Below are 24,489 nucleotides of genomic sequence, written 5' to 3' on the forward strand. Positions count from 1 at the left end.
GGGAAATTAAATATGAACTTTATTTCCAGCTATACCTATCCTATACCCGATCGCAATCTTTTAAAAACGACAATTATAAAAAGGGATTGTAAAAACGGGAACCATCATAGAAGGTAATGACCATGGCAACAGTAAACAGAAGAATACTAACGAGTAATGAAATCCAATCTACTTTAGATAGTGCCCGGGCACTGTACCAGGTTCTGCTTTTATGTTTGCCAAAGCTTCTTAGCTCCATTGCGTGGCTAATTGTTTCAATTCGATCTAAACTTGAAAAGATCAACGGCATCATAATCGAAACAACATTTTTTAATCGCTTAACCACTTTTTCATTTCTAGAAAAATCAACGCCTCTTGCTTGTTGAACCTGATTAATTGTTCTAAAATCACGTTGAATATCTGGAAGATAACGCAAGGCTAATGAAATTGCGATGCTAATTTTATAACTAATCCCGATTTTATTTAGTGAAGCTGCAAATTCACTTGGGTGGGTTGTAATGATAAACAGTAAAGCAGCAGGTGTGACGACAATATATTTCAAGGTCACATTAAGTTGATAAAAAAGTTGTTCAAGAGTTAAATTATAGCGATCAGTGATGTGAAAAAGTTCATGTGAATGACCATAGATTGCTACTCCTTCTTGTGGAGAAAAAAGGTAGATGGCTAAATTATTTAACAATAAGAAAAATAAAATTAAATAAAGAACCAAACGAATGTCCTTTAGTTGTACTTTAGAGAGCTTGAAAATAACGATGCTTAACATAAATAAGATCAGTAAAATTCGCGTATCATAAGTTAACATTGCTGCTGTTGACCAAAGTATAAAAATAATCAACTTGGTAAAACCAGATAATCGATGAATGACTGATGGACGTTCAAAATAGCCTAACATTTTCATTGCCATGTTTTTCGAACCTTCCTATCATGTGAAATAAAATGATCGATAAATTGCTTAGGCTCTTCAATTCCAGCCTTTAGGGCTAGATCAAATAGAGATGTGCGCTTTAAATGGGCTTGTTCGATTAAGCGGTCATTCGTCAAGACGTCTACAGGTCTTTGGTCAGCAATTAATTGTCCATCAGCAAGCACCAGCGCACGTGAAGTGTATTCAAGCATCAGATGCATATCATGAGTAATAAAAATAATTGTCACACCTAGCTGATTTAATTGTTGTAAAAAGTCCATGATTTCAGTGAAGTGCTTTAGGTCCTGTCCAGCAGTTGGTTCATCTAAAATAATAATCTCAGGTTCTAATACTAAAATAGATGCCACAGTCAATCTCTTTTTTTGTCCGAAACTCAAAGCAGAAATCGGCCAATTTCGAAAAGGATAGAGGCCACATATGCGAAGGACATCATGAACCTTTGCTTCAATTTCATCTTCTGGTACATTTCTGAGCTTTAGGCCCAGTGCAACTTCATCAAAAATAAGATGCTTTGAAATCATTTGATTCGGATTCTGTAGAACAAATCCGATCCGATTTGCTCGTTCAAAAATAGTTTCTTGATCGAGTATTTTGTTATCAAGTTTGATTGAGCCATTTGCATGTTGTTCAAAACCGCAGATTACTTTGGCTAATGTTGACTTCCCTGCCCCATTTTTGCCAACTAAACTGATCATTTCGCCTCGTTGAATCGTAAAAGATATATTAGAGAGCACTCTTTTTTCATCATAACTGAAGTTCACTTGATCTAAGCTAAGCAAAGGATCAGGATTTAACCCTTTTTCTTGATTTGTATAATGACTTTGCCACGCCTTTAACTTATCAATATCCGTTTCGGTTAAACTTAATTGCTCGATGTGTTGAGGCTGATGATCAGAAGTCATAACACAACCGCTATATTTTAGTGCTTTTGTATAGAGAGGCTCACGAATATGTACCTGATCAAGTATTTTTGATGCCAATAATTGATTGGGTGTAGTGTCACTAACCATTTCCCCTTCATTAATGACAATGACACGGTCAAACTCGAGCTGTAAAGCCTCTTCTAAACGGTGCTCAATTACAATCACTGTTTTTTCTTTTTCTTGTTGAATCCGTCCGATTAATTCCATCGCATAATGTCCAGTTGCAGGATCTAAGTTGGCTAAGGGCTCATCAAACAATAGAATATCTAGGTCTTGTTCGACTAGTATTCCACCTAGAGAAACACGCTGCTTTAAACCGCCAGATAACTCATGAATAGAATAATCGATATGTGAATTGACGCCAACTAATGTGGTTGTTTCCTGAACAATTTGCTGCATTGGTTCTTGAGCGACATTTTCGTTTTCTAATGCGAAGGCGATGTCTTCGCCAACAGAAAGACCAATAAATTGACCATCTGTATCCTGCAAGACGGTCCCAACTATTTTTGATAAAGAAAAGATATCTAACGTCTTTGCTTCTTTCCCTTTAATCGTTAGTGTTCCTGTGATAGCCCCTTTGTATGAAAAAGGAACGAGCCCATTTAAGCAATGAGCAAGTGTGCTTTTCCCCGAACCAGATGGTCCTAAGATGAGAACTTTTTCTCCTTGATCAATCGTTAAGTTGATATTTTTAAGGGTAGGCTCAATTTGGCTATGATATTTAAATGAAAATTGCTGAAACGAAATAATTGGTTTTCCCATCGTGCACCCCTTAATAAAAAATCTTATCCTAACTAAGAGAACAATTAATTGAATATCTTAATTCTCTTTTGTTAAACTGCTTCCTCTACTTTGTGTTTTTGCATAAGAAACGAGTAGAATCGTACTGAGCACACCAACTGAAATAATATTTGAAAGTGAAGCAACAAGTCCTTGAGTGAATACTTTGTTAACGGGTTCTGCGTAAATCAAAATATCTAACACCGGAGCTAGAATTCCCCAACCGATTATTTGGACGATAACTTGAATTAAATTAAAGGTTAAGATTTCTTTTTTACCAAACTGACCCTCTTCAACCTTTATTTTGGAAACAAATAAACCAATGAAAAAGCCAATAAATAATGAAACAAATACCCAGCTCCACCAGACAGAACCCCACATTAGTGCATCTTTTAATGCATGACCAGTTAAACCGATCAAACCACCTGCAATTGGACCGAATAAAACGGCGATAAAGGCTAAGAAAGCAATGGCTGTTTCAATATTTGTATTCGGAATTCCAGTTGGGATCGTTAGAAAGCGTCCTAAGATAACATAAACAGCCGAGCCAATTCCAATAGCAACAATCGTTTTTATCGATAAACTTTTACTCATGATTAACATCTCCCTTTATTATAATAGATTGAATTAACAATAAACAATTTTTGCCGCTTTACGAATTGAGATCTTTGATTGAATACCAGTCTTGATATGATAAGCATCCGCAAAGGAACCTTGATTTAAAGCAACTCCAATTTTTTCAAGTGAATTAATGTAAAGTAAGGGTTCGCCAACTTGTGTATCGGTAAAAGACTTACCAAAGGACATCACATTTCTATATATTTGACGATTTTCATTGAAAATAGCGACTTCTAACGTATCTCCATAATTAATGCCTTCTTTGGAGAAAAAGTCCTTATCAATGTTTGTCCATAGGTTTCCAAATCGGACATCTAAAATATCGATATTACCTTTAATCAAGCTATCTTCAAGCTCAACCTGAGGTGTTTCTAATTGAACAATATTATCTAGGTCTACTGCTGTCCCTACCTCTTCAAACGTAATCGTTTTGGAGGCTAGCCGTGCCCCTGTATAAGCATAAACATCACGGCCATGAAAGGTGTATGACTCATAAGATTTTGCTAATCGATTCACCTCCTCGTCAATTTCTCGAACCTCAACGAGACCAACAGATTGAGCCAAGTGTGTAAGCGTACCATTATCGGGGGTGACAATATAATGATTGTTCTTCGTCTTGGCGACAACACTTAATCGCTTAGAACCAACTCCAGGATCAACAACAGAAACAAACACGGTTTCCTCGGGCCAATAAGTCGTTGTTTGATACAAACGATAAGACGCTTCAAAGATATTATAGGCAGGAATATCATGTGTTACATCATATAAAGCTAAATCAGTGCTAACTGATTTGGCTACACCATACATGGCACTAACGGCCCCATCAGCTAAACCAAAATCGGACTGAAATACTAATAGATTATTCATTTACATGTGCTCCCTTCAATTTTGAAATATCAATCACGCTTGGCGTGATTGGGTCCGGATTTTTTTCGTGTTTACACAAAAAACGACTTTGAAAAATCCGCAACACCTGCCGGAGGCTTAATTTGTTCTGTAGAACAAATTAAAAAACGCCCCTATTGCTCCTATGAACAATAAGGGCGTTGAATACATGATCAACACGGTACCACCTTAATTTACTATTTGCTTACACAAATAGCCTCATAAGTACTCCACCCGAAGGTTTTTATACTTTGGTAGGGATAACGAGTACCAAATCTCGACGTTACCTACTAACACAAAGTGTTTTCAGCACGCAGCTCCAAGGCCATTTTCAGCATCTGCACTTTTGCTTCTTTTCAGCTACCGAAGCTCTCTGTTCGAAAAATGCTCAATACTTACTTTCCCTCATCACAGCTTTTATAAAGTGTTTATTCTTTAAATTTAATTAATAGCCATTATAGGCGACTTTAAAAATGAATGCAAGCCTTTTTTAAAAAAATTCTGAAAAATAAATAAAATTGGTTAGTCTAGCATAGAAAAAGGGTATATAGGTAATATAGGCTTATTGTGTACAACACTAATGTTATAATTTAATAAGCATAAAGGAGATTGTTTAGGATGAATTTTTTTACTGCCAATATTGGTTTAATTCTACTTATTTTGTTGATTGTAGTTCTAGGTTTTTGGGCAATGTCTACATACAACCAACTGATCAGTGCAAGAGAGTTTGTTAGTAATTCGATGGGACAAATTGCAGCTCAAATTGAATCGCGTTGGGATGCATTACAAAATATGATTGAAGGCACCAAGCAATACGCTGAATATGAAACAAAAACACTTGAATCAATTACGGAACAACGCGCTTCACTCGGACAAAATGCTGCTGTAGCAGAGGTCAATAAAGATGATGAACTTTTTAATCAAGCAATGGGCCGTTTATTTGCCATCGCTGAAAGCTACCCCGATTTAAAGGCTAGCCAAGTGTATCAGGAAACGTTAAAAAATGTTGATCGTTATGAGCAACAAGTGCGCCAATCAAGAATGATTTACAATGATACGGTCACAAAATACAACAGGATCATTCAATCTGTACCATCAAATATTATTGCATCAATGTTTAATTTTACACAAGCAAGCTATTTTGAACATACGGACACAAAAACAGAAATGCCAAGCTGGAGTTGATTTAATGAAAATGAATATCCAAAAATTTTTAATAGCATTAGCTTTATTTTTCACCATTAGTTTAACACTTGCTCCCCATATTCACGCAAATGATATGTCGTTGCTTGAATACGATATTGAATTACAACCAGATGGATCTGGTATTATCACTGAAACCCGCCAGATGTATCTAACTGAAGATACAGAAATCTATATTGTCCTTGAGAATTTAGGTGGCTCAGAGGTAACCGACTTCCATGTCAGTGATTTTGGTGAGCCCTTAACCTATGAACCTGATTGGGATGTCAGCGCAAGTCGAGAGGAAAAAGCGGGGAAATATGGTATTGTCGAAACCAGTGATGGTGTTGAACTGAGCTGGGGAATCGGTGAATATGGTGAACACGAATATACAGTCACATACACAATAACTAACATGGTTCGTCAACTTGACGATGGTCAAGGCATGAACTGGCGGCTTTTCTATGGTCAAGATAATATTAATCCGGAGGAAGTTACCATCCGTATTGCCGGGCCACAAACTTTCACAACCGATGATACACGTATTTGGGGCTTCGGCTTTGATGGTGATATTTACCTTGAGGATGGACATCTTATTGGCTGGTCAAATACTGCTTTAACAGACTCAGATCATATCACGATTTTGATGCAATTTTTAAATAGTCCATTCAATCCAAGCTTATCACTTGATCAAACGTTAAGTGAACAGCAAGAATTAGCAACAGATGGAAGCAGCTATAATGCAGAGTCTTCAGACAGTGGTTTTCTTATCTTTATCATAATTGCTGGTATTTTCCTGCTGGTGTTTATTTTAATTGCGATTTACGGGACCTTACGCTCTCGAGCTGTTCAACGTGAAAACCCACTTATCACAGGAAAACAGCGGGAAAAAATTAACGAAGACAAATATTATCGCAAAGTTCCTTACCGACAAGGTTCAATCACAGACATTGCTTACCTGCTACAAGCGATTGGTACTGGAAGTATGGAAGATTATTTTAATGCCTTTATGCTTAAATGGTTGAAGGAAGAGCGCATTTCAATCACAACCGAAGAAGCGGGTCGCTTTAGAAAAAAGGACACGACCATAATCAAACTAGATCCAAGAGAGTCATTTTATTCAGAATTTGAGAATCGTTTTTGGCAGCTGATTGCCTCAGCGGCTAATTCTGATGGCATCCTCTATGATGACCAACTCAAAAAGTGGGCCCGAAAAAATTACAAAGATATTCAAGCAATTGAAACAGACTTACCTGAAAGATCTAAAGAACAACTCATTAAGGAACATGCTTTGGAAGAAGTAGAAGCTAAATTTATGGGTGGTCTCACTGCCAAAGTTGTAAAAGGAACTGAACGTGGTGAAAACTTATTTAATCAAATTGTTCAATTTAAAAACTACTTAGCTGACTTTTCATTACTAGATGAACGAGAAATGAAGGAAGTTGCTCTATGGGATGACCTGCTTATATGGGCAAGCCTTTACGGTATTGCTGAACAAGTAGCCGAGCAATTAGAAAAATTCCACCCGAGTTATTTTGAAGAAGCACATATCACCTACACAGATATTTACATGATGCACCTCTTGTCCAGAAACATGTCAAGCGGCTATAGCAGTGGTGTCAGTGCTGCCAGTGGTGGAGGCGGTTCGACCAGCTTTGGCGGAGGCGGGGGTTCCTTCGGTGGAGGCGGAGGAGGTTCACGCTAAAGATGCTATTTAATGTGTAAAAGGCGAATGATAATTAGAAAGGCTTGGTGATGAACCAAGCCTTTTTACACGTTAGGAAAGCATAAAATTTCAGCTCTGAAGTAGTTCAACCAAGTAGAAATTTTAACGCCCTTAGTAAAGCTTTGCTTTTCGCCAAGCTAAACCTCTCAAAGGATCTTCGACCAAGTTCCCCACATCGTATGGGAACGTCGAAGTCAGCACATCCATGTGCTAGTGAGCAAAAGCAAGTTTTTCTAATGCTGGAAATTTTAGTTTGGCTTATGATATGATCAAAACAAACATATACTTTTCTGGATGGATAAAAAAAGAGGTGGATATATTGAAATATCGACGGGGAATAGCTGGGTTACATTTTTTCGTAGCGGTTGGGGCTATCATTGGAGGAATCCCTGCTATTTTTAATCCAATCAATCCTATGGGTATGCCTGATGATGCCTTAATCAATGGTCCTTTCACTAGCTTTCTTATACCAGGGCTGTTTTTGTTTTTTGTACTCGGCTGTACCAATTTTGTAGCAGGCATGATGACGATTCGGCAATTACCCTTATATTACTATGTCAACATGCTGATGGGATTTATTCTTTGTATGTGGATTATTATTCAATGCTATGTGTTGTGGGGTATTGTTTTTCTACACGTGTTGTTTTTTGCAATTGGCTTGGTGCAGATTTGGCTTGGGTTTCGAGAGTGGCAGCGTGTTAGGTAAATAACAAAATATTTCCGATTATCTACCAGATGAAAAGAGAGCAGACAGAAGCTAAGCAAAATTATTTAGTTCATTCTTCGCAAACGCAATTTTTTAGTAGAAAGGAATAGATAAAATGGATATGACATTTTTATCCTTACAAGAAATTGGATTATCAAATAATGTTGTTAACTCAATTTGTGATCAGGCAGATACTATATTTGATCTAATTATTACAGAGAAATCGAATGAAATTTTATCATCAACGAATCGAAAATCTAATATTTTGAAGGCGATTTCTAAAGCAGAAGATAATTTGGAGTGGTTTACTCCACTATTATTTGAAAGTCCATTTATTTTGTTAGGTTTTGGTGCTTCTAAAACAGCTTTAACGAAGATTGTAGATGCTTTTAATTTGACGACAATAAAGGTTTTAATAAATTTAAGTGATGAAGAAATCAAAAGGGGGATGAAACGGAGCTTTTCCAGTGCGATGAATAAAATTAGATTGGCAGCTAAGAATTATGAGGACTTGCTTATGAAAGATGAACATCAGCAACGAATTAAAAAAAATATGGTTTTGTTTTATTTTTATTCAGTTCGTGAAGTGCAGGACAAAGATGTTGCCTATCAAGTAAAAGAGTACATTGATGAGTATTTCCCGAGTTTAAAAATCTCAGAAATTGAAATTGATCAGATGAATAAAATGTTAATTGAATCTGGATATCTATACTATCATGATGATACTTATTACTTTCCTACGAATATTTATTATCAGAGCAGGTATGATTCTATTGAAAAACCTGAACCGGTGGTTACACTGAAAGAAATTTTAGCTGAAGACTTTAAAGACATGGCATTACTGAAACATAGACTAAATGGACTCACTTTAGAAGAGATTGGAAATCGATTTGGAATATCAAAAGAGCGTGTTAGGCAAAGACAGGCCAGAGTATTGAAAAGTTTAGGAAAGGTTGCTGAGATTGAAAAATATAGAAAGATATTTGAAAATTACTCATTCAATAAAGATGGATTCATTAGTTTATTTCATGAACCCCCTCAGGTGTTTGAATTACTAGATTTGTTTTTGAAAAAAGGAACTGAGGACCCAAGTTATTATGTATTAGAATCTAAGGATATTCCGAATAGTGATAAATTTAAATTTCTAATGAAGCAGAGATTTTTTGTGACTCGTTTTGGGGAGTTAAAGCAAATAAATAAAGTAGACTTTGCTGAAGAAATATTGTTTAGTCATAAAAGTGAATCTTATACCCCAGAGACATTTTTTCAACTTTACAATTCAGAGGCGAGTAAATATCCTGAATTGGATTTAGAGGTAACGTCTCCCAGAGCTATTGAAGGGTGTATATCGAGAAGTTATTATGTCATAAGTACTCGTGGACATCGATTTAGATATTATGATTACAATTTATCTGATGAAGATATAAAGTTATTAAATAATAAAGTAGACTTTTTAAATAAAGGCTGCTATTCAATGCTCAAACTTTTTAATGAAGATAAAGAATTTATGGAGCAACTTGATATTAGAGATGAATATGAACTCCATAATTTGTATAAAAGGATGAGAGAGATAACGAGTAATAAGATTTTATTGACTCGATCACCAGAGTTTACGGTTGGAGATATTAAGAAAAAGGATTTCATCATGGAAGAAATTAGGTCGTTTTCAGATCAAAAAATTGAAGTATGTCTTAAGTATCTTTTTGAAGAATATGGATTTAAGGAAAACACGATGTCTTCATACATCTCAATGAATTATAAGAGTTATATTAATGATGGTATAATTTGTGCTCCATTAAATGATTTAGATAATGAGTTACTTGAAAATTTAAAACTATATTTCCTAGAAGATGTATATATGAAGCAAGATGTTTTGGTAATTTTACAGGAATTTGGTCATACTATATCTTCGCCTTTACTTGGAAAACTAGGTTATTATATTACTGGTAATGTTGTCTTCAAAAAAGAGTTCGGTAACGTGACAAATGCGTTTTCTAGCTTTGTCATGAAAGATGCCCAGTATAGGCGGACTAACGACAGTATTGGTCAAAGTAGAGAAATGACTAGTTATCTATTTAAAAAGGAGACTGAACGGAAGCTTGTGGTTCTAGAAAAAGGGTTATATGTTTCTACAGATTTTCTAGAAGAACGAGGTATAAGCCCTTCTTTTCTTGATGATTTTGTAAATAAAGTCTATAATTTTTTGCCAAAGACAAAATACTTTACACTTTTTAGTCTTGAACAATTAGGATTTAAACATCCATTGTTAGACCTTGGTTTTGAATCAATTTTTTATGAACGTTTAATGGTAACGTCAAATAGATTTAATTCTGTAACAAGAAAGTCCCCCATATTATTTGTTAAAGGAAAAACAATACCAGCTACTCTAGAGTTATTCTATAGTGATCAACTTGCTGATTTTGAAATAGGTGTAGATGTTCATGATTTTGTTTATGATTTAAACAGCGAATTTGGTATTGATTTTAATTTAGATACGATAATAATTGGTTTGAAACGTTACGGGTGCTTTCATTCAAAAGAACTAAATAAACTTTATTTTGATAAAGATACTTATTTAAATGAAGTGTATGGACAATAGTTTGTATGTTCAATCTAACCCTATTTTGAGTAATAGGCATGTTCTCCCAATTTACATAAATGATTAAGAGACCCTTTTCTTTTTAGCCACAGGAGATCATAATTTGTGTTCTACATATTGTGTATTACATAAACATGTTGATTCTTACGATTAGTCCAATTCAAAGAAAACAGACATTACATTTTTGGATGGATTAGAGATAAAAATTCCAATTTTAGGGATTTTATTCGAGTGAAAATTACCCTTAGTTTCTCAAATACAAACAATTATAATTTGAGTAAATTTACATGTGTATCGCTGGAAATACTTCGAATATAATGGATGATAAATTCGCTCTCGGGGTTTCTACTGAGAGCGAGAGATATCTCTAAGTACATAATCAAAAGTATAATTTCTGCATTAAAACTGTTATATTACATTATTGATTTTTTAACTTGATAAACTTTTCACCAAATACTCCGATGTCAGTTTCACTGACGACCAACCGTATTTCTGACTTTTACTAAATTTCACTCGAATATTTATCGATTCCGTATTATTGTTCCATACTAATTGATTTTGAATCGTTGTGGGCGTTTGTACAAATACATCTATTGTACTTGTAATTCTTGAATGCTCTTTACAGATACTGATATTTTCCCGATAAAAAGTAACGGCAATCATTGCTTTACCTAGTAAATTTTCTATTCCTTGTTTTAATTGATTTTGTGAGGCTAATTCTAGAGTGTTACCTAGTTCCTTTGCCAGTATTTCTAAGCTTTCCCTATGGTTGAGTTCTCCTGCTTGGAATCGTTCTTTAACTGACTTTACTAATGGCGTTAGGTCACCCATATTGAAATATGTTGGTCCTAGTATTGTACCCACCCCAGGATTCTTTGTAGTTATTTTACTGTTCTGTTTTTCTATTGCTTTGAGCGAAATACTTTCAACTTGATATTTTTTATTTACTCTTAAAATTAGCTTAAGATCTCCAGTGTCTAATCTATTTTCTAGGTAGCTATCAGGAACTAATTCGATACTTTCAATCTCGTAATCAGAATATTTCTCAAATAATTTCTCTCTTATTGCTGGCACAATAGTAGATGTGGATTGGTATAAATCATTTAATACATCAGGTTTAACGATATGATAATATTTACTCATTAAATGTATACATTCATTGGGTTCTACTTGTGAAATATCAGGGAAATACTGCAAAAAGTAATAGTATGTTAGTGTTTCGTGACACTTCCCAATCGCATGACTTGGATTGCCAGCTGGTTGATATTGATGATCGTTTATTAACGAAGTCATCTTTCTTACTGTCTTTTTATTAGAAAGTTTATTTTCAGTCTCACTAGGGAACGTATCGTAGCTCACTGCTAGTTTTATAGAAGAGGTTGGACTACTTTCAAATTTAAATCTTAAGGTAAGAGCAGTAGCGCCATACTTAATGCCTACTGCATGCTTTCCTGATTTGTAAATTTCTATTGCTGTGAAATAAGGGCTACTTGGACTGAAACTTTCTACAGATATTGAATGTTCATATTTACCATATCTCGTTATTATCGTTGTATCATTCGTCATAAATAATGTGCGATAGGCGTGACTGAACCCCTTATTTTCATCATTATAAAAATCTTTAAGTAGGCTAAACGCTGTTTCCCGTAATTGATATAAAAAGAGACTTCTATATTGCTCAATTTCATCTGTGAACTTTGGATAATGATTAGAAACGATTTTTTTCAATATTTTCTTATCGTATGTATCAACCCTGTTCTCTCTCGTATGAGCTAGGTTTTTTAAAAATTCAAAGTGATCATTTTCATATTTTCGATTGAATGCTTTTTGCGTGTTATCAGATAAAAAATATTTCGAGAAGAAGCTTTGAGCACCCAAATTTTTTGTTTGAATTTTGCTATTCTGTTTGATTAAAAATAAATTAACATCTTTTACTGTGCCATCATCTAAAAATAGCTGAAGATCTTTTGCTACATTTGTATTAGTCACTTCAAATTTAGATGTTACTGATACAATGTTAGGATATAATTCTATTATATATTGAACCGTTTCTCTTACTGTTTTTTTAAAGTTGGCAATTGACGTGTGCTTTATTGATAAAGTTAAAGCTTTATGAACGTCATAGACATGTTTGTCTCCTAGTTTCCTTGGGCTTTTTTTCATCTTTAACCACCTCATTTCCATTATAGCGCATCCTCTTCTTTCATGGGGATTTTTAGACAAAAAACTGGCCTTGGTACGTAAGAAGTGATAAAATAAAGATAAGAACCCTTTGGGAGGAATGAATCATGCGTCTAGAAAGCAGAGGACGAGCTAAATATCGTCCTTTAAAAGAGTATGATACTGAAAAAATCAAGGAACTTTTACTAAATAAAATAGAGGAAGAACAAAAAGCTATTCAGTCTATCGATATAGATGATGTAAATATAAGTAATCTTCATTACAAAGAAGATAAAATTAATGTCATTAGCCTTTTTTCAGGCTGTGGAGGATTGGATTTAGGTGTTGAGTTAGCTGGCTTAGCATCGGTAATAGGAGAAGATCAAGCATTAGAGGCATTTAAAGATAGAAATGAATTTAATGCGATTAGAGAAACAAGTCTCTTTCATACAATTTATGCCAATGATCTGTTTAAAGAGGCAAATGAATCTTATCAATTAAACTTTCCCTCGACTTTTCAGCATGATATAGATATTCGAAAAATAAAGGAATTCCCAGATGCAGATTTGGTGCTTGGCGGTTTTCCTTGTCCTGGCTTTAGTGAGGCTGGTCCCAGATTAATTGATGATGGGCGAAATTTTTTATACATTCATTTTATTCGTTGTCTTCTTCAGGCTAAACCTTTTGCATTTATTGCGGAAAATGTAAAAGGAATGCTCACACTTGGCAATGGAGAAGTGATGAGTCAAATTATTCAAGATTTCTCTTCGGCAGGCTATAATGTTCAATTTAAGCTTGTGAATGCGAGAGATTATGGTGTTCCACAATTAAGAGAAAGAGTATTTATTATCGGTGTTCGAAATGACATCAGCTTTGATTATCTATTTCCAAAGCCGACGCATGGGAAAGGGAAATTACCCTATCTGACGTTAAAAGATGCCATTGGTGGTTTAGAAAACCAGCCCGGAGAATGGTTTGAAGGAGGCTATTCTCCAATGTATTTATCACGTAACAGAAAGAAAAAATGGAGTGAACAAAGCTTTACTATTCAAGCGTCAGGAAGACAAGCTCCACTTCATCCAAGTGGGCCAGAAATGATTAAAGTAGCTAAAGATCAGTGGGAGCTTCCAGGAGATAGTTCTTTACATCGCCGCTTGTCAGTGAGGGAGATTGCTCGAATTCAAACCTTTCCAGATTGGTTTCAGTTTTCTGATGGTGGAAATTTAGAAACTAGCAAAAATAATCGTTTAAATAAGCAATACAAACAAATTGGCAATGCTGTTCCGGTTTATTTAGCGAAGGAAATAGCCATGCCAATCGCTGAGTTTGCCAAAAATAACATGGAGTCTATTAAGCAACTTATCCTATTCTAATGATGATTTTTCGTTGTTAAACAACAGGCATTTTTTGATGCTTTTTAATGATCGCCTCTAAGGCAGAATTTTTAACAGATAAAGGTACCCAGTAAGGGGAGGACTATCACAATGAACTATAGGGATTTTATGAAGCAAGTGGACGAACAGTTATCAAACATGTCAGATGAGGAGAAGGATAATTGGATTCGCGACATAGCGCGAACAACACGTGAAAAGAAACGTCAATTTTTCTTACACTCTTTAATGAATAAGGAAAAATATGTAAGTATACTACCAGATGATACCATTAATGAAATAGGGGCATGGTGTGAAAAAATAGAGAATCAGGATATTTATATAGAATGTACAGGCTATGAAACATATGAGGCTGGTTATTATGGAGAATGGGTCGATGAGTATGAAGATGTTTTTGGGATAGGAGAAGAGCTTTCCAAAGCATTTCAAATTGCCAGAGACTTATTATATTTGAAACAATATAAACAATCACAGGCTTTATTTGAGCGATTATGTAGCTTAGAATTCCAAGCAGTCGATGTTATGGGTGGCGATGGGCATGTGTTGGAATTAGAAGGTCTTATCGCTGAGGGTTTAGTAAACATCAGTGTAAAAGACACCCTTCTGCATTTAATGTATGCGACCTACCAATCATACAACGGTAAAGAAAGAGTAAATATGTTGTATCGATATTTTTTATCTTGGTATGTGATGAACAATATGACTGTAGAAGAGATCTTTATTATTGGACCAGAGGAATTAAAGGGAATTTCGGAATTTATGGAAGAATGGATTTCCCTTTTGAAGAAGAAAGATGGAGATTTGGCAGGTCGTTTGTTGACAGAGGCTTGTCTTTATCTGGGAGGGGTTAATTACTTAATTAATATAGCCCGATCCAATTCAAAAAGACATCCTTGTTTGTATAAAAATGCGTGTGAGATCCTATTAAGAGAAGCAAAATTTGCACAATGTGAAGAAGTAGGACTAGAGGCTATTCGGCAGCTATCTGAAAAACTGGTTATGCGTGGTGAGATTGCTGATCTAGCAGCAGAGGCTGCTAGACAATTGAAGCACCCTGAGGTGATAAAAACATGTTATCAGGCTGCTTTTTACGCTGAATCCACATTAGCTCACTACTTAAGGTTGTTCGAATTGCCGTTATATGATGATATAACAAAACGAGCAGCTATTTACGCAAATGCTTTGCCAGAAAACTCAGAATTGTCTTATAGTGAACGAAAAAATATACAGTTACAGCTAAACAGCTTGTCTAAAGAAAATAAAAAGGCAATTGATTTTTTTAACCAAGAATTTGATAAAATTATAGATTTGTGTCAGAAGAATAAAACCGTATTAGGGTGGAGTACGCATTTTAAAGGTCTCCTTGTGCCCCTTTTTATTCTATTAATGAACAAAAGTAATCAATTAACAGTAGCAGGAAATAAATTGCTAGATAATATAGTCATAAGATTAGGATATAGGAATGAGCAAGAGCGCTTTCTAGAGCAATTTATATATTGGAAAGAAAAAATAGTCATCACAGACCAAGAAGCAAAAAAATATATTAACTGGCTACAAAAAGAAGTGGATAAGCGAACAGAGGCTGTTGTCAGTGGTGGATTTCGCAATAGCTATTATAAGCCCGCTGCGTTGATTGTGGCATTAGGTGAGGCAATGGAGTCATTTGGAGATTTAGGGTGCAAAGAAGATTTAATCGAGTACTATAAGAAAAAGCATTCACGCAAAAGCGCTTTTAAAGCGGAGCTTAGTGCATTAGACTAATGAGGTTACTAGGAAAAAATTATTTTTATCTAAATGACTAGATGGTGTGATCATCAATATAGTGTTTGCTGGCAAGGATTGTTACGACCCTTGTCTGATTTACATGTATTGATAAAAAAAGTTGAGAAAAATAAGGGGTATTCTGTAAATAAAATAATTAAGTGTTAGTGAATTTCATAATTCTGATTTATTGGCACATCACTCCAACATGTAGTTTCGAAGATTCTTTCTTAACTACATGTTGGAGCGAAGGAGTGTTTTTGGTAATTATGAAATTCATTCAAGTGTGTGTGATTTTTATAATTATGTGTGTTAATTATCAAAGAAAGTAAAAAAAAGCATGTCTCTTTCAGCAGAGAGTAGAAAACACCTCCATTGTCTTCTTACTAAAACAAATATGGTTGATAAACAATGGTGATCCATTGTTTATCATTGTTTCATTAAATAAAAATAGTTTACTCAACGGGATGCTAACCTTTCTTTTGTCCCCTATCAACAGATTAGCTGTATTTAGAATGGACAAGAAAGCAATCATTTTCATACCAAGTAAACCATCCCGATTCAAGATTGTTAGTCTTTATCCAAACGCAGGATTTCCATCACTGTTTCCTGATCGGTTATGAGTGTATTGATATAGCCCTTTCGTAATAACGCTAGAATTGATTTTGCTTTCACCTTGCCGCGTGCAACGGCAACTGAAGATGGGATTTTTGCTAGTTCTTCTAATGATAAACCAATCGTTCGTTGATCTAATCGACCCTTTAATATTTTGCCATGTTGATCAAAAAAACGACAACAACAATCGCCGGCAGCTTCCCTTAATTTTAAATCTTCATAGTCTTCATGATCGAGTAGATCTCGCCATTGGCTTTTTTTATAGCTAAGCGGACCACCTACGCCAATGATCACCATGCTTAATTTTGCCCAATATGCCCGCAGTTCTTGAAAATACTTGGAATTAAATATGCCTTCAGCTAATTGTTTTGTTTCTTGAACAACTGTCGCATTGATAAATAAGCTTTCGCCGTGGAATTTTCTCGCTAACTCATAAACAAGCGTATTTACATGGTAGCGGGAATTAATGTGACTTGGACCGCCTACAATGGGGACAAAAACGGTATTTTCTAAATATCTATTCTCTATCCTATTTACAGCATTCCCCACACTAGCCCCCCACGATAAGCCAACTACATCATTATCATTGATATGTTTTTTTATCCAATTGGCTGCTGCTACTGATAAATTCTCTTCTTTTTCCGATATAGAGTCATGTTCTTCTGTAGGTACAATTTCAATATGTTTTAAATGATATTTATTTTTAACATGATATTCTAGTTTAAAAACTTCTGGATCAAAGTTCTGTATTTTAATTTCAACAATTCCTTCTTTTTTTGCTTGTGTAATCATCCTGCTAACTGTTGTTCGGTATATTTCCATCTCTTTAGCAATTTGCTCCTGGTTCATTCCTTCGATGAAATATAGATAGGCAGCTTTGGCTACTTGTTTTCTTTTATCCGCTTTCATAATACTCCTCCTCGTATGTTATGCCCATAAATCTATCATTAATATTCGTTAAATCTCTAATGTACAAAAATTTATGTAACGCTAATCTATAAGTTTAGAAAAAAACTGAGAGAAGTGACCTTTAGGAAGCCCTCATTTAAAATTAAGGTCTCTTAATAGAAAAGCTATCATGATAAATAATATATCTAAATCAAAAATAAAACAAATATTTAATTTTTATAAAAAATGCACATTTGTGCTTATCGAGAGTGTTTCGTGTAAATGAAAAGTCGTGAAAACGTTTTTATGGCGGAGTTCTAGCAACTGTTGGTAGATCTTAGATTTCTGATATTATTGTTAAAGCAATTAGATAAAGTTAAGATTATATTACAATAAATTTTAAAGAAGGAAGTGTTGTTTCGCAATACCGCCATTAATCAAATTTGAGTGAATGTGTCAAGAAATTGCTGTGCCAGCATGATTTTTTTATTTTATCTGTTAACGCTGGATTTTTTACTATTATGGTGGCGTTATCAGCTATCATTTATTTTTACACTACTGGAAGATATAATTGTTTACTGATGACCGTACAACTAGAAATTAACAAATTAAGAATGGAAGTGAATTTTAATGTCAAACGTTATGACAAAAGAAATGGTGGAATTATCACTAGCCGGAACAAATAAGCAAGAAGCTATTCGGAACTTAGCAAAATTAATTGATGACACGGGAAGATTAGCTGATTTTGATGGCTATTATCATAGTGTGCTTGAGCGAGAGGAATTGACCTCAACGGGTATCGGTTTCGGAATTGCTATTCCTCATGGAAAAAGCGAACATGTAAAAGAATGTACTGTTGCATTTGGCCGCTTGAAAGATCAACTAGAGTGGCAAAGTTTGGATAATCAGCCTGTTGAGATTGTTTTTCTATTAGCAGTACCTGAAGCAAGTGCAGGAGAAGAACATTTGAAAATAATATCTGGTTTGTCAAGGAAATTAATTCATGAAGAATTTAGAACATTGCTTCAAACAACAAATGATGAAGAAGAAATTGTAAATATTATTAATGAAAGTTTACAAAGCGTTGTAAATTGTTAAATACTGAGAGGAGAAAGTAATGATGAAATTAGTTGCCGTAACAGCATGTCCATCAGGAGTAGCTCATACTTATTTAGCCGCAGAAAGCTTAGAGGTTGCAGCCAAAAAAATAACGACTGAAATCCATGTAGAAACACAGGGATCTATTGGTATAGAAAATGCCTTGACTGAAGAACAAATAGTGAATGCTGACGCCGTTATTTTAACAAATGACATTGGGATAAAAGATGAATTCCGTTTTAAAGGTAAACCTGTCATTCGTGTAAGTGCTGGCGATTGTATAACCAAAAGCGAACAGATTATTAAAAAAATTAAAGACAAGCTTGGTAAATAAAGATTAGGAGGAGATTAAATGTTAGCTCTATTAAAGGAAACAAGAAAAAACTTAATGACCGGCGTTTCTTATATGATTCCTTTTGTGGTTGCGGGCGGAATTTTGCTAGCAGTTAGTGTTTTATTTTCTGGTAGTGCATCTGTACCAGAAGAAGGTTTTTTAGCTGATATCGCTAATATCGGTGAGACCGGACTAGGTTTAATGGTTCCCATTCTGTCTGGCTATATTGCTTTTTCTATGGTCGATCGCCCTGGATTGGCACCCGGAATTATTGGTGGAATGATAGCTAATACTATTGGCGCTGGATTTATTGGTGGTATTTTTTCTGGTTTATTAGCAGGGATTGTTGTTTTTTATTTGAAAAAAATTAAAATTCCTTCATCTTTTCGATCATTAATGCCGATTTTTATTATTCCGCTGGCAGGTACTTTTATCGTTGGTGGATTAATGCACTGGGTTATTGGACGCCCCATTGTCCATCTAATGACTGCCTTAACTAATTGGTTGCAGGCAATGGGAACAGGGAATCTTGTTATTCTTGGCTTGGTCCTTGGTGCAATGATTGCTTCAGATATGGGTGGACCAATTAATAAAGTTGCCTTTGGTTTTGGTTCTGCCATGGTAGGAACGGTTGACCCGCTTACTGGTTTACCAAGTGAAACCGCATTGGCCATTATGGCTGGTATTGCAGTAGCGATTTGTGTTCCACCACTAGGCATGGGACTAGCATCCTTATTTGCACCACAAAAGTTCACTTCTGAAGAAAAAAATTCAGGAAAAGCAGCGCTTATTATGGGCTTAGTTGGTATTTCCGAAGGGGCAATACCTTTTGCAGCTGCAGACCCACTGCGCTGTATCCCAGCAAATATCGTTGGTAGTGCGATTGGTTCAGCAGCAGCGATATGGTTTGGCGCTGGAAATCCTGCTCCGTGGGGTGGATGGATCGTTGCTCCAGTAGCAAATAATCCATTTGTTTATCTTCTGGCTACCGTCATTGGTGCTTCGATTACTGCTTTTACAGTTGTATTACTGAAAAAGCCAGTTGTGGCAGCAGAACCACAACAGTCAGATGAAGCAGAAGATGCTTTTGAGTTGGAATTTGAAGTTATGTAATGAATAGAATTCATTTGTAAGACAGAACGACTACTAAGTACCAGAGCTTATCAGAAGATTACACTGATGTGATCATTATAAGCAGTAGTCGTTCTGTTTTTTTATCATAGATTAACTGGCTGCAATCTCACTGATTGAAGTTTCATTTTATACTAAGATTAATTTTGAACATGCTCGAATCATCTGTTCATAGTCTGTTGGAATTCCTTTATTTGTTATAACAATATCAATATCGGACCAAGGTGCGACTTGAACTAAAGAGGTTGTTTCAAACTTAGTACTATCTAATAGGACAATTTTTTTGGTCGATTTTCTTAACAGCATTCGTTTTGATTCAGCATCTACTAAAGACGATGTACAGAATCCCTTTCTGTTTGCAACACCGCTAGAACCAAAAAAACAAATATCTAAATGAATATCGGGATACATCTCTTTCCCAGTATCATTTTGAAAGGACATATCATTTGTAGAATAGACACCCCCAAAACAATGGATGATGTGATTACTGTTTGCAAGTTCTAAAATAGCGGCTAAGGATCCAGAGAAAAACTCCTTTGTTGGCTTATTTTTAAGTGCGTTAGCTAATAAAGCAACTGTACTTCCTTGATCTAAGCCAATTAAATGTTCATTGTCATCAATCAATTCTAAAGCAGCTTGAACCAGTTTGATTTTTTTGTTTTTATTGACAGGTGTTCGATTTAAAACAGGTTCTAGTGCCTTGCCTTTTATTCGGACAGCTTTACCGAATTTCTTTTCTAAAACCCCCTCTTTTTCTAAATAAGTTAAATCCTTTCGTACTGTTTCATCGGATACATTGAATAGCTTGACCAATTGGGCAACTCTAATTTCATTATTTTCTTGCAATAGTTCAACAATTGCCTTCCGACGATCCATGATTTCTGACGCGCGCATGACGATCACCTCTACTTTATTTGTTTAGAATATAACATTAAATTCAAAGTTTTTCAAAGTAAAAATTGGTACTTTTAACGAAAACATAATAATTACCTAGAAAATGTTTCGATTTATTGAACAAAATCAAATTTTTTTATTTAAATCCAATTAAAACATGGAATTGATAATGATGAGATAGTATAATTTATGTATAGAAACGAGCTAAACGCTGTTAAAAATAAAGTAAAAACAGCTTGAGTAGATGGATTTAAAGGAGTTTAAGTATTATTCTCTAGGTCTTAGCTTAACATTTATCAGAAAACAGAAAGGAATGACTCACTGATGGCCACTGGTATTATTGATAAAACAAAAAACACGGCAAATGTTGTGACAGATGGAAATAAGCGAATTCAATTAATGAAAGATAATTTATTTAAAGAAAAGAGACAAATTTCATTAGAACGTGCGTTACTTTATACAGAAAGCTTTAAACAGACAGAAGGTGAACCTACAATTATTCGCCGAGCTAAAGCAGTTGCGCATATTTTGGAACATGTTGAAATCAGTATCCGCGAGGGTGAACTACTAGTAGGAAACCGGACGGTAAGAGCACGATCAGGTATCCTCTCTCCAGAAATGGACCCATATTGGATCATGAAAGAGATTGATACGATTGATACGCGTCCGCAAGACCAATTTGAATTTACCGAATCTGATAAAAAGGTTTATCGGGAAGAACTTTATCCATATTGGAAAGATCGATCAATGAAAGACTTTATCAATGCTGAATTAACAGAGGATGTTAAAGGTGCTTTGAAAGATGAAGTATTTAAATTGAATCAAACCGATAAAGGCCAAGGCCATATTATTATGGACTTCCCTTCCATGCTGAAATACGGTGTTCAATTCTATATTGACAATCTCAATGAAAAGATTGCGAAAGATCCAGAAAATCATTTCTTCAAAGCCGGACAAATTATTTTTGTCGCTATGCAGCAACATTTTCTTCGTTATGCCAGTTTAGCAGAGCAAATGGCTGAAACCGCTGGTCCTACAAGAAAAGCTGAACTATTAAAAATGGCAGACATGTGTCAAAAGCTTAGTAAAGATAGACCGGATTCCTTCTATGAAGCCCTACAGTTACTTTGGATGACTAGTATCGTTGGACAGTATGAATCTAATGCTTCTTCCCTTTCATTAGGGAGAATGGACCAATATATGTATCCGTTTTATCAAGCTTCCTTAGATGCAGGTGTACCTAAAGAATTCTTATACGAAGTACTTGGTGATTTTTATATTAAAACAAATGATGTTGTTTTATTACGTAGCGAAAGTAGTGCCAAATGCTTTGCAGGTTTTCCGACAGGGTATACAGTTGTTTTAGGCGGACTAGATGAATTAGGACACGCAGCAGTAAACCCATTATCCTCTGTTATGTTGGATTTATATCATGAAGTTTTGTTGCCACAACCCAATCTTTCAGTAAGAATGAATGAATTAATCCCACGGAAATTCCTATTGAAAACGTGTGAAGCCATTCGCTTAGGTACAGGTATTCCACAGTTATTCAATGATGAAGTTTGTATTCCAGCATTTCTTAGCAAGGGTGTTTCTTTAGATGATGCAAGGGATTATGCTACTGTAGGCTGTGTTGAGACTTCAATTCCAGGTCGAACATATGGATTACATGATATTGCCCTATTTAATCTATTGCGGATTATGGAGCTAAGTATGTATGAGTTGCGGGACAATGAGGATGTCACTTACGAGGCATTAATGGAAGATATCAAAGACAAAATTGACTACTATGTTGAACTCGTTGTTAAAGGATCAAATATTGTTGATTTAGGACATCGAAACTTTGCCCCAACACCATTTCTATCTGTTTTAATTCAGGATTGTCTTGAAAAAGGAATGGATGTTACTGAAGGTGGGGCACGCTATAACTTTTCTGGTGTCCAAGGTATTGGTGAAGCCAATTTAAGTGATTCAATGTATGTAATCAAAAAAATGATTTTCGAAAATCAAGAAATGTCTTTTGATGAGCTTGTGACGGCATTAGAAGCCGATTATAGTGGACAATATACCGATTTACAAACACATGTCATTCAAGACTTTGATAAATACGGCAATGATAATGATGAAATTGATCACATTGCAGCAAAGCTATTCCGTCATTACGCAAAGCAATTAGAAAAATACTCAAATGTTCGGGGTGGAAAGTTCATTGCTGGTGCTTATACCGTTTCGGCGCATATCCCTCTCGGTGAAGCTGTTGGGGCAACGCCAGATGGACGTAATGCTCAAGAGCAGTTAGCTGATGGAGGTCTTTCACCAATGGTCGGGCGAGACCATTTGGGACCGACAGCTGTTTTGAAATCTGTTAGTAAACTCGATAACTATTTGACCGTTAATGGAAGTTTATTAAATCTCAAATTTCAACCCAATACTTTAAAAGGAATTCAAGGATTAAATAAGTTTGCTGACTTTTTGATGGCCTATACGAAATTGAAAATTCAACATGTTCAATTCAACGTTCAATCTAAAGCGACTTTATTAGATGCCCAAAAGCATCCAGAAAAATATACGGGATTATTGGTTAGAGTGGCTGGATATAGTGCTTTCTTTGTTGATTTGAACAAGCAAATCCAAGATGATATCATTGCTCGCGTTGAGCATGAACTATAGAATTGAGGTAATACATTGAGTGATAAAGGGTTAGTCTTTAACATCCAAAGATATTCTGTTCATGATGGCGGGGGAATTCGTACCATTATTTTTCTAAAGGGCTGTCCATTACGCTGTCCTTGGTGTGCAAACCCCGAATCAAGAAAAGCCGTCGAACCAACAACATGGAATAAGAATGGCCAAGAAGAAACAATTGGAGAATGGCGCTCTGTAGATGAATTAGTTGATCAGGTAATGAAAGATGAAATTTTTTATCGCACGTCTGGTGGTGGTGTCACGCTATCTGGCGGTGAAGTTCTCATGCAGTCAGACTTTGCTGCCCACCTTTTAGAGGAATTTTATAATCTGGGTATTCATACAGCAATTGAAACGACAGGGTGTTTTCCAGTCAAAAAAATAAAAACATTAGTACCTTATTTAAATCAAGTACTATTTGATTTGAAAATAATGGATGAACACAATGCTCGGCAAGTCATTGGAACAAACGTATCCATTGTTAAAGAAAATTTTGAATACCTTCTTAATGAAACAGATGTTGATTTAGTTCCTAGAATTCCCTTGATTCCTGGATTTACGGATTCTTCAGAAAATATCAAAGCTATTATTGATTACTTGCTAGCTTTGGGTATCTATGACGTTCATATTCTTCCATTCCACCAATATGGAAGTAGTAAATATGAATATCTCGGTTGGGAATATACCATGAAAGATGTTGACACGCTGACAAAAGCAGAAGTTAATACGATTAAAAATATGTTTGAAGACCAAGGTATTCAAGCAAATATAGATGGATTAGAGTAAAATAGAAGTACGAAAAGCCGAGTGATCAAAATGGTCACTCGGTATTTTTAATTGAAATCATAACGGCTTGATAAAGCTGTTGCCTATTGTTTGAAAAATTTAAAGTAACCTAGCTTATGCATTCTATAAAAGTGTCATCTGAAATACTCCGCTTTCTATGGACCAGGCGTCAGGTGAACCTAGTCAAGCCAAAATCACTTGATTAAGTATTAGATGGATCTTCAGCTCCTGTTTTTCCTGATAGAGTTCCCGAGTCTTCAGATGACTTAACGTCTAACTGTTTCACCTTTAAGGTGGGTATTAAAAGCTAGAGAAGTTCGTTAAATATAGGCTCATGACACACTACATATTAAATGATGAATAATTCAGAAGTAAGCATAATCGCCCGCTGCTTTTTTACCC

The 24,489-nt window shown here is 35.3% G+C and carries 18 protein-coding genes and 1 other annotated feature; of the genes, 11 read left to right on the forward strand and 7 right to left on the reverse strand.

The window, feature by feature from the left end; all coding sequences use genetic code 11:
• Positions 1 to 73: 73 nt before the first annotated feature.
• Genes ACS127_RS05400 through ACS127_RS05415 form a run of 4 tightly spaced genes read right to left on the reverse strand, consistent with a single transcriptional unit; the run spans position 74 to position 4,113 of the window.
• Complete coding sequence (locus ACS127_RS05400; RefSeq protein WP_440897408.1) at positions 74 to 904, reverse strand: energy-coupling factor transporter transmembrane component T family protein; 831 nt, start codon at positions 902 to 904, stop codon at positions 74 to 76.
• A complete protein-coding gene (locus ACS127_RS05405) occupies positions 895 to 2,610 on the reverse strand; it encodes an ABC transporter ATP-binding protein (RefSeq protein WP_440897409.1) in 1,716 nt (571 codons plus the stop codon). Before ACS127_RS05405 ends, ACS127_RS05400 begins: the two co-directional genes overlap by 10 nt.
• Positions 2,611 to 2,667: 57 nt before the next feature.
• Positions 2,668 to 3,225 carry an ECF-type riboflavin transporter substrate-binding protein gene (locus ACS127_RS05410; RefSeq protein WP_440898085.1) on the reverse strand — a complete coding sequence of 186 codons (558 nt, stop codon included), beginning with the start codon at positions 3,223 to 3,225 and terminating at the stop codon, positions 2,668 to 2,670.
• Positions 3,226 to 3,255: 30 nt separating this feature from the next.
• Positions 3,256 to 4,113, reverse strand: a complete 858-nt coding sequence (locus tag ACS127_RS05415) for an SAM hydrolase/SAM-dependent halogenase family protein (protein WP_440897410.1) — start codon at positions 4,111 to 4,113, stop codon at positions 3,256 to 3,258.
• A gap of 169 nt (positions 4,114 to 4,282) precedes the next feature.
• Positions 4,283 to 4,552: a binding site (T-box leader), on the reverse strand.
• Between the two features lie 197 nt (positions 4,553 to 4,749).
• Here ACS127_RS05415 and ACS127_RS05420 point away from each other — a divergent pair.
• From ACS127_RS05420 to ACS127_RS05435, 4 genes are all read left to right on the forward strand, one after another.
• The gene (locus ACS127_RS05420; protein WP_440897411.1) at positions 4,750 to 5,316 is read left to right on the forward strand and encodes a LemA family protein; all 567 of its coding nucleotides are present in this window, start codon (positions 4,750 to 4,752) and stop codon (positions 5,314 to 5,316) included.
• Positions 5,317 to 5,320: 4 nt separating this feature from the next.
• The gene (locus ACS127_RS05425; RefSeq protein ID WP_440897412.1) at positions 5,321 to 7,018 is read left to right on the forward strand and encodes a DUF2207 family protein; all 1,698 of its coding nucleotides are present in this window, start codon (positions 5,321 to 5,323) and stop codon (positions 7,016 to 7,018) included.
• Between the two features lie 286 nt (positions 7,019 to 7,304).
• Positions 7,305 to 7,745, forward strand: a complete 441-nt coding sequence (locus ACS127_RS05430; protein WP_440897413.1) for a hypothetical protein — start codon at positions 7,305 to 7,307, stop codon at positions 7,743 to 7,745.
• A gap of 115 nt (positions 7,746 to 7,860) precedes the next feature.
• Positions 7,861 to 10,344: a sigma factor-like helix-turn-helix DNA-binding protein gene (locus tag ACS127_RS05435; protein WP_440897414.1), complete on the forward strand. Its 2,484-nt coding sequence runs from the start codon at positions 7,861 to 7,863 to the stop codon at positions 10,342 to 10,344.
• A 429-nt stretch (positions 10,345 to 10,773) separates the two neighbouring features.
• Here the strand turns inward: ACS127_RS05435 and ACS127_RS05440 are convergent, their stop codons facing one another.
• Positions 10,774 to 12,507, reverse strand: coding sequence for a hypothetical protein (locus ACS127_RS05440; RefSeq protein ID WP_440897415.1), 1,734 nt, complete (start codon positions 12,505 to 12,507; stop codon positions 10,774 to 10,776).
• A 125-nt stretch (positions 12,508 to 12,632) separates the two neighbouring features.
• On the opposite strand from ACS127_RS05440, the gene ACS127_RS05445 reads away from it, so the two are divergent.
• Positions 12,633 to 13,877, forward strand: coding sequence for a DNA cytosine methyltransferase (locus ACS127_RS05445; protein ID WP_440897416.1), 1,245 nt, complete (start codon positions 12,633 to 12,635; stop codon positions 13,875 to 13,877).
• A 111-nt stretch (positions 13,878 to 13,988) separates the two neighbouring features.
• Positions 13,989 to 15,656 (forward strand): hypothetical protein, encoded by a 1,668-nt coding sequence (locus tag ACS127_RS05450; RefSeq protein ID WP_440897417.1) that lies wholly within the window; start codon positions 13,989 to 13,991, stop codon positions 15,654 to 15,656.
• A gap of 570 nt (positions 15,657 to 16,226) precedes the next feature.
• Here ACS127_RS05450 and ACS127_RS05455 read toward each other — a convergent pair.
• On the reverse strand, positions 16,227 to 17,180 hold the full coding sequence (locus tag ACS127_RS05455) for a sugar-binding transcriptional regulator (protein WP_440897418.1): 954 nt from the start codon (positions 17,178 to 17,180) through the stop codon (positions 16,227 to 16,229).
• Positions 17,181 to 17,789: 609 nt separating this feature from the next.
• Here ACS127_RS05455 and ACS127_RS05460 point away from each other — a divergent pair.
• The 3 genes from ACS127_RS05460 to ACS127_RS05470 are packed head-to-tail and all read left to right on the forward strand — an operon-like array spanning position 17,790 to position 19,704.
• Positions 17,790 to 18,257: a PTS sugar transporter subunit IIA gene (locus ACS127_RS05460; protein ID WP_440897419.1), complete on the forward strand. Its 468-nt coding sequence runs from the start codon at positions 17,790 to 17,792 to the stop codon at positions 18,255 to 18,257.
• Between the two features lie 22 nt (positions 18,258 to 18,279).
• The gene (locus ACS127_RS05465) at positions 18,280 to 18,591 is read left to right on the forward strand and encodes a PTS fructose-like transporter subunit IIB (RefSeq protein ID WP_440897420.1); all 312 of its coding nucleotides are present in this window, start codon (positions 18,280 to 18,282) and stop codon (positions 18,589 to 18,591) included.
• Positions 18,592 to 18,609: 18 nt separating this feature from the next.
• Positions 18,610 to 19,704, forward strand: a complete 1,095-nt coding sequence (locus tag ACS127_RS05470; protein ID WP_440897421.1) for a PTS fructose transporter subunit EIIC — start codon at positions 18,610 to 18,612, stop codon at positions 19,702 to 19,704.
• A gap of 147 nt (positions 19,705 to 19,851) precedes the next feature.
• Here the strand turns inward: ACS127_RS05470 and ACS127_RS05475 are convergent, their stop codons facing one another.
• Positions 19,852 to 20,616 (reverse strand): DeoR/GlpR family DNA-binding transcription regulator, encoded by a 765-nt coding sequence (locus tag ACS127_RS05475; protein ID WP_440897422.1) that lies wholly within the window; start codon positions 20,614 to 20,616, stop codon positions 19,852 to 19,854.
• A 324-nt stretch (positions 20,617 to 20,940) separates the two neighbouring features.
• On the opposite strand from ACS127_RS05475, the gene ACS127_RS05480 reads away from it, so the two are divergent.
• Together ACS127_RS05480 and ACS127_RS05485 are read left to right on the forward strand one after the other, a co-directional pair.
• The gene (locus ACS127_RS05480) at positions 20,941 to 23,286 is read left to right on the forward strand and encodes a formate C-acetyltransferase (protein WP_440897423.1); all 2,346 of its coding nucleotides are present in this window, start codon (positions 20,941 to 20,943) and stop codon (positions 23,284 to 23,286) included.
• 15 nt (positions 23,287 to 23,301) lie between these two features.
• The gene (locus tag ACS127_RS05485) at positions 23,302 to 24,087 is read left to right on the forward strand and encodes a glycyl-radical enzyme activating protein (protein WP_440897424.1); all 786 of its coding nucleotides are present in this window, start codon (positions 23,302 to 23,304) and stop codon (positions 24,085 to 24,087) included.
• The last annotated feature ends 402 nt before the right edge of the window (positions 24,088 to 24,489 follow it).

Origin of the sequence: Amphibacillus sp. Q70, from assembly GCF_052055485.1 — a bacterium.
In the GTDB taxonomy this organism is placed as follows: domain Bacteria; phylum Bacillota; class Bacilli; order Bacillales; family Amphibacillaceae; genus Amphibacillus.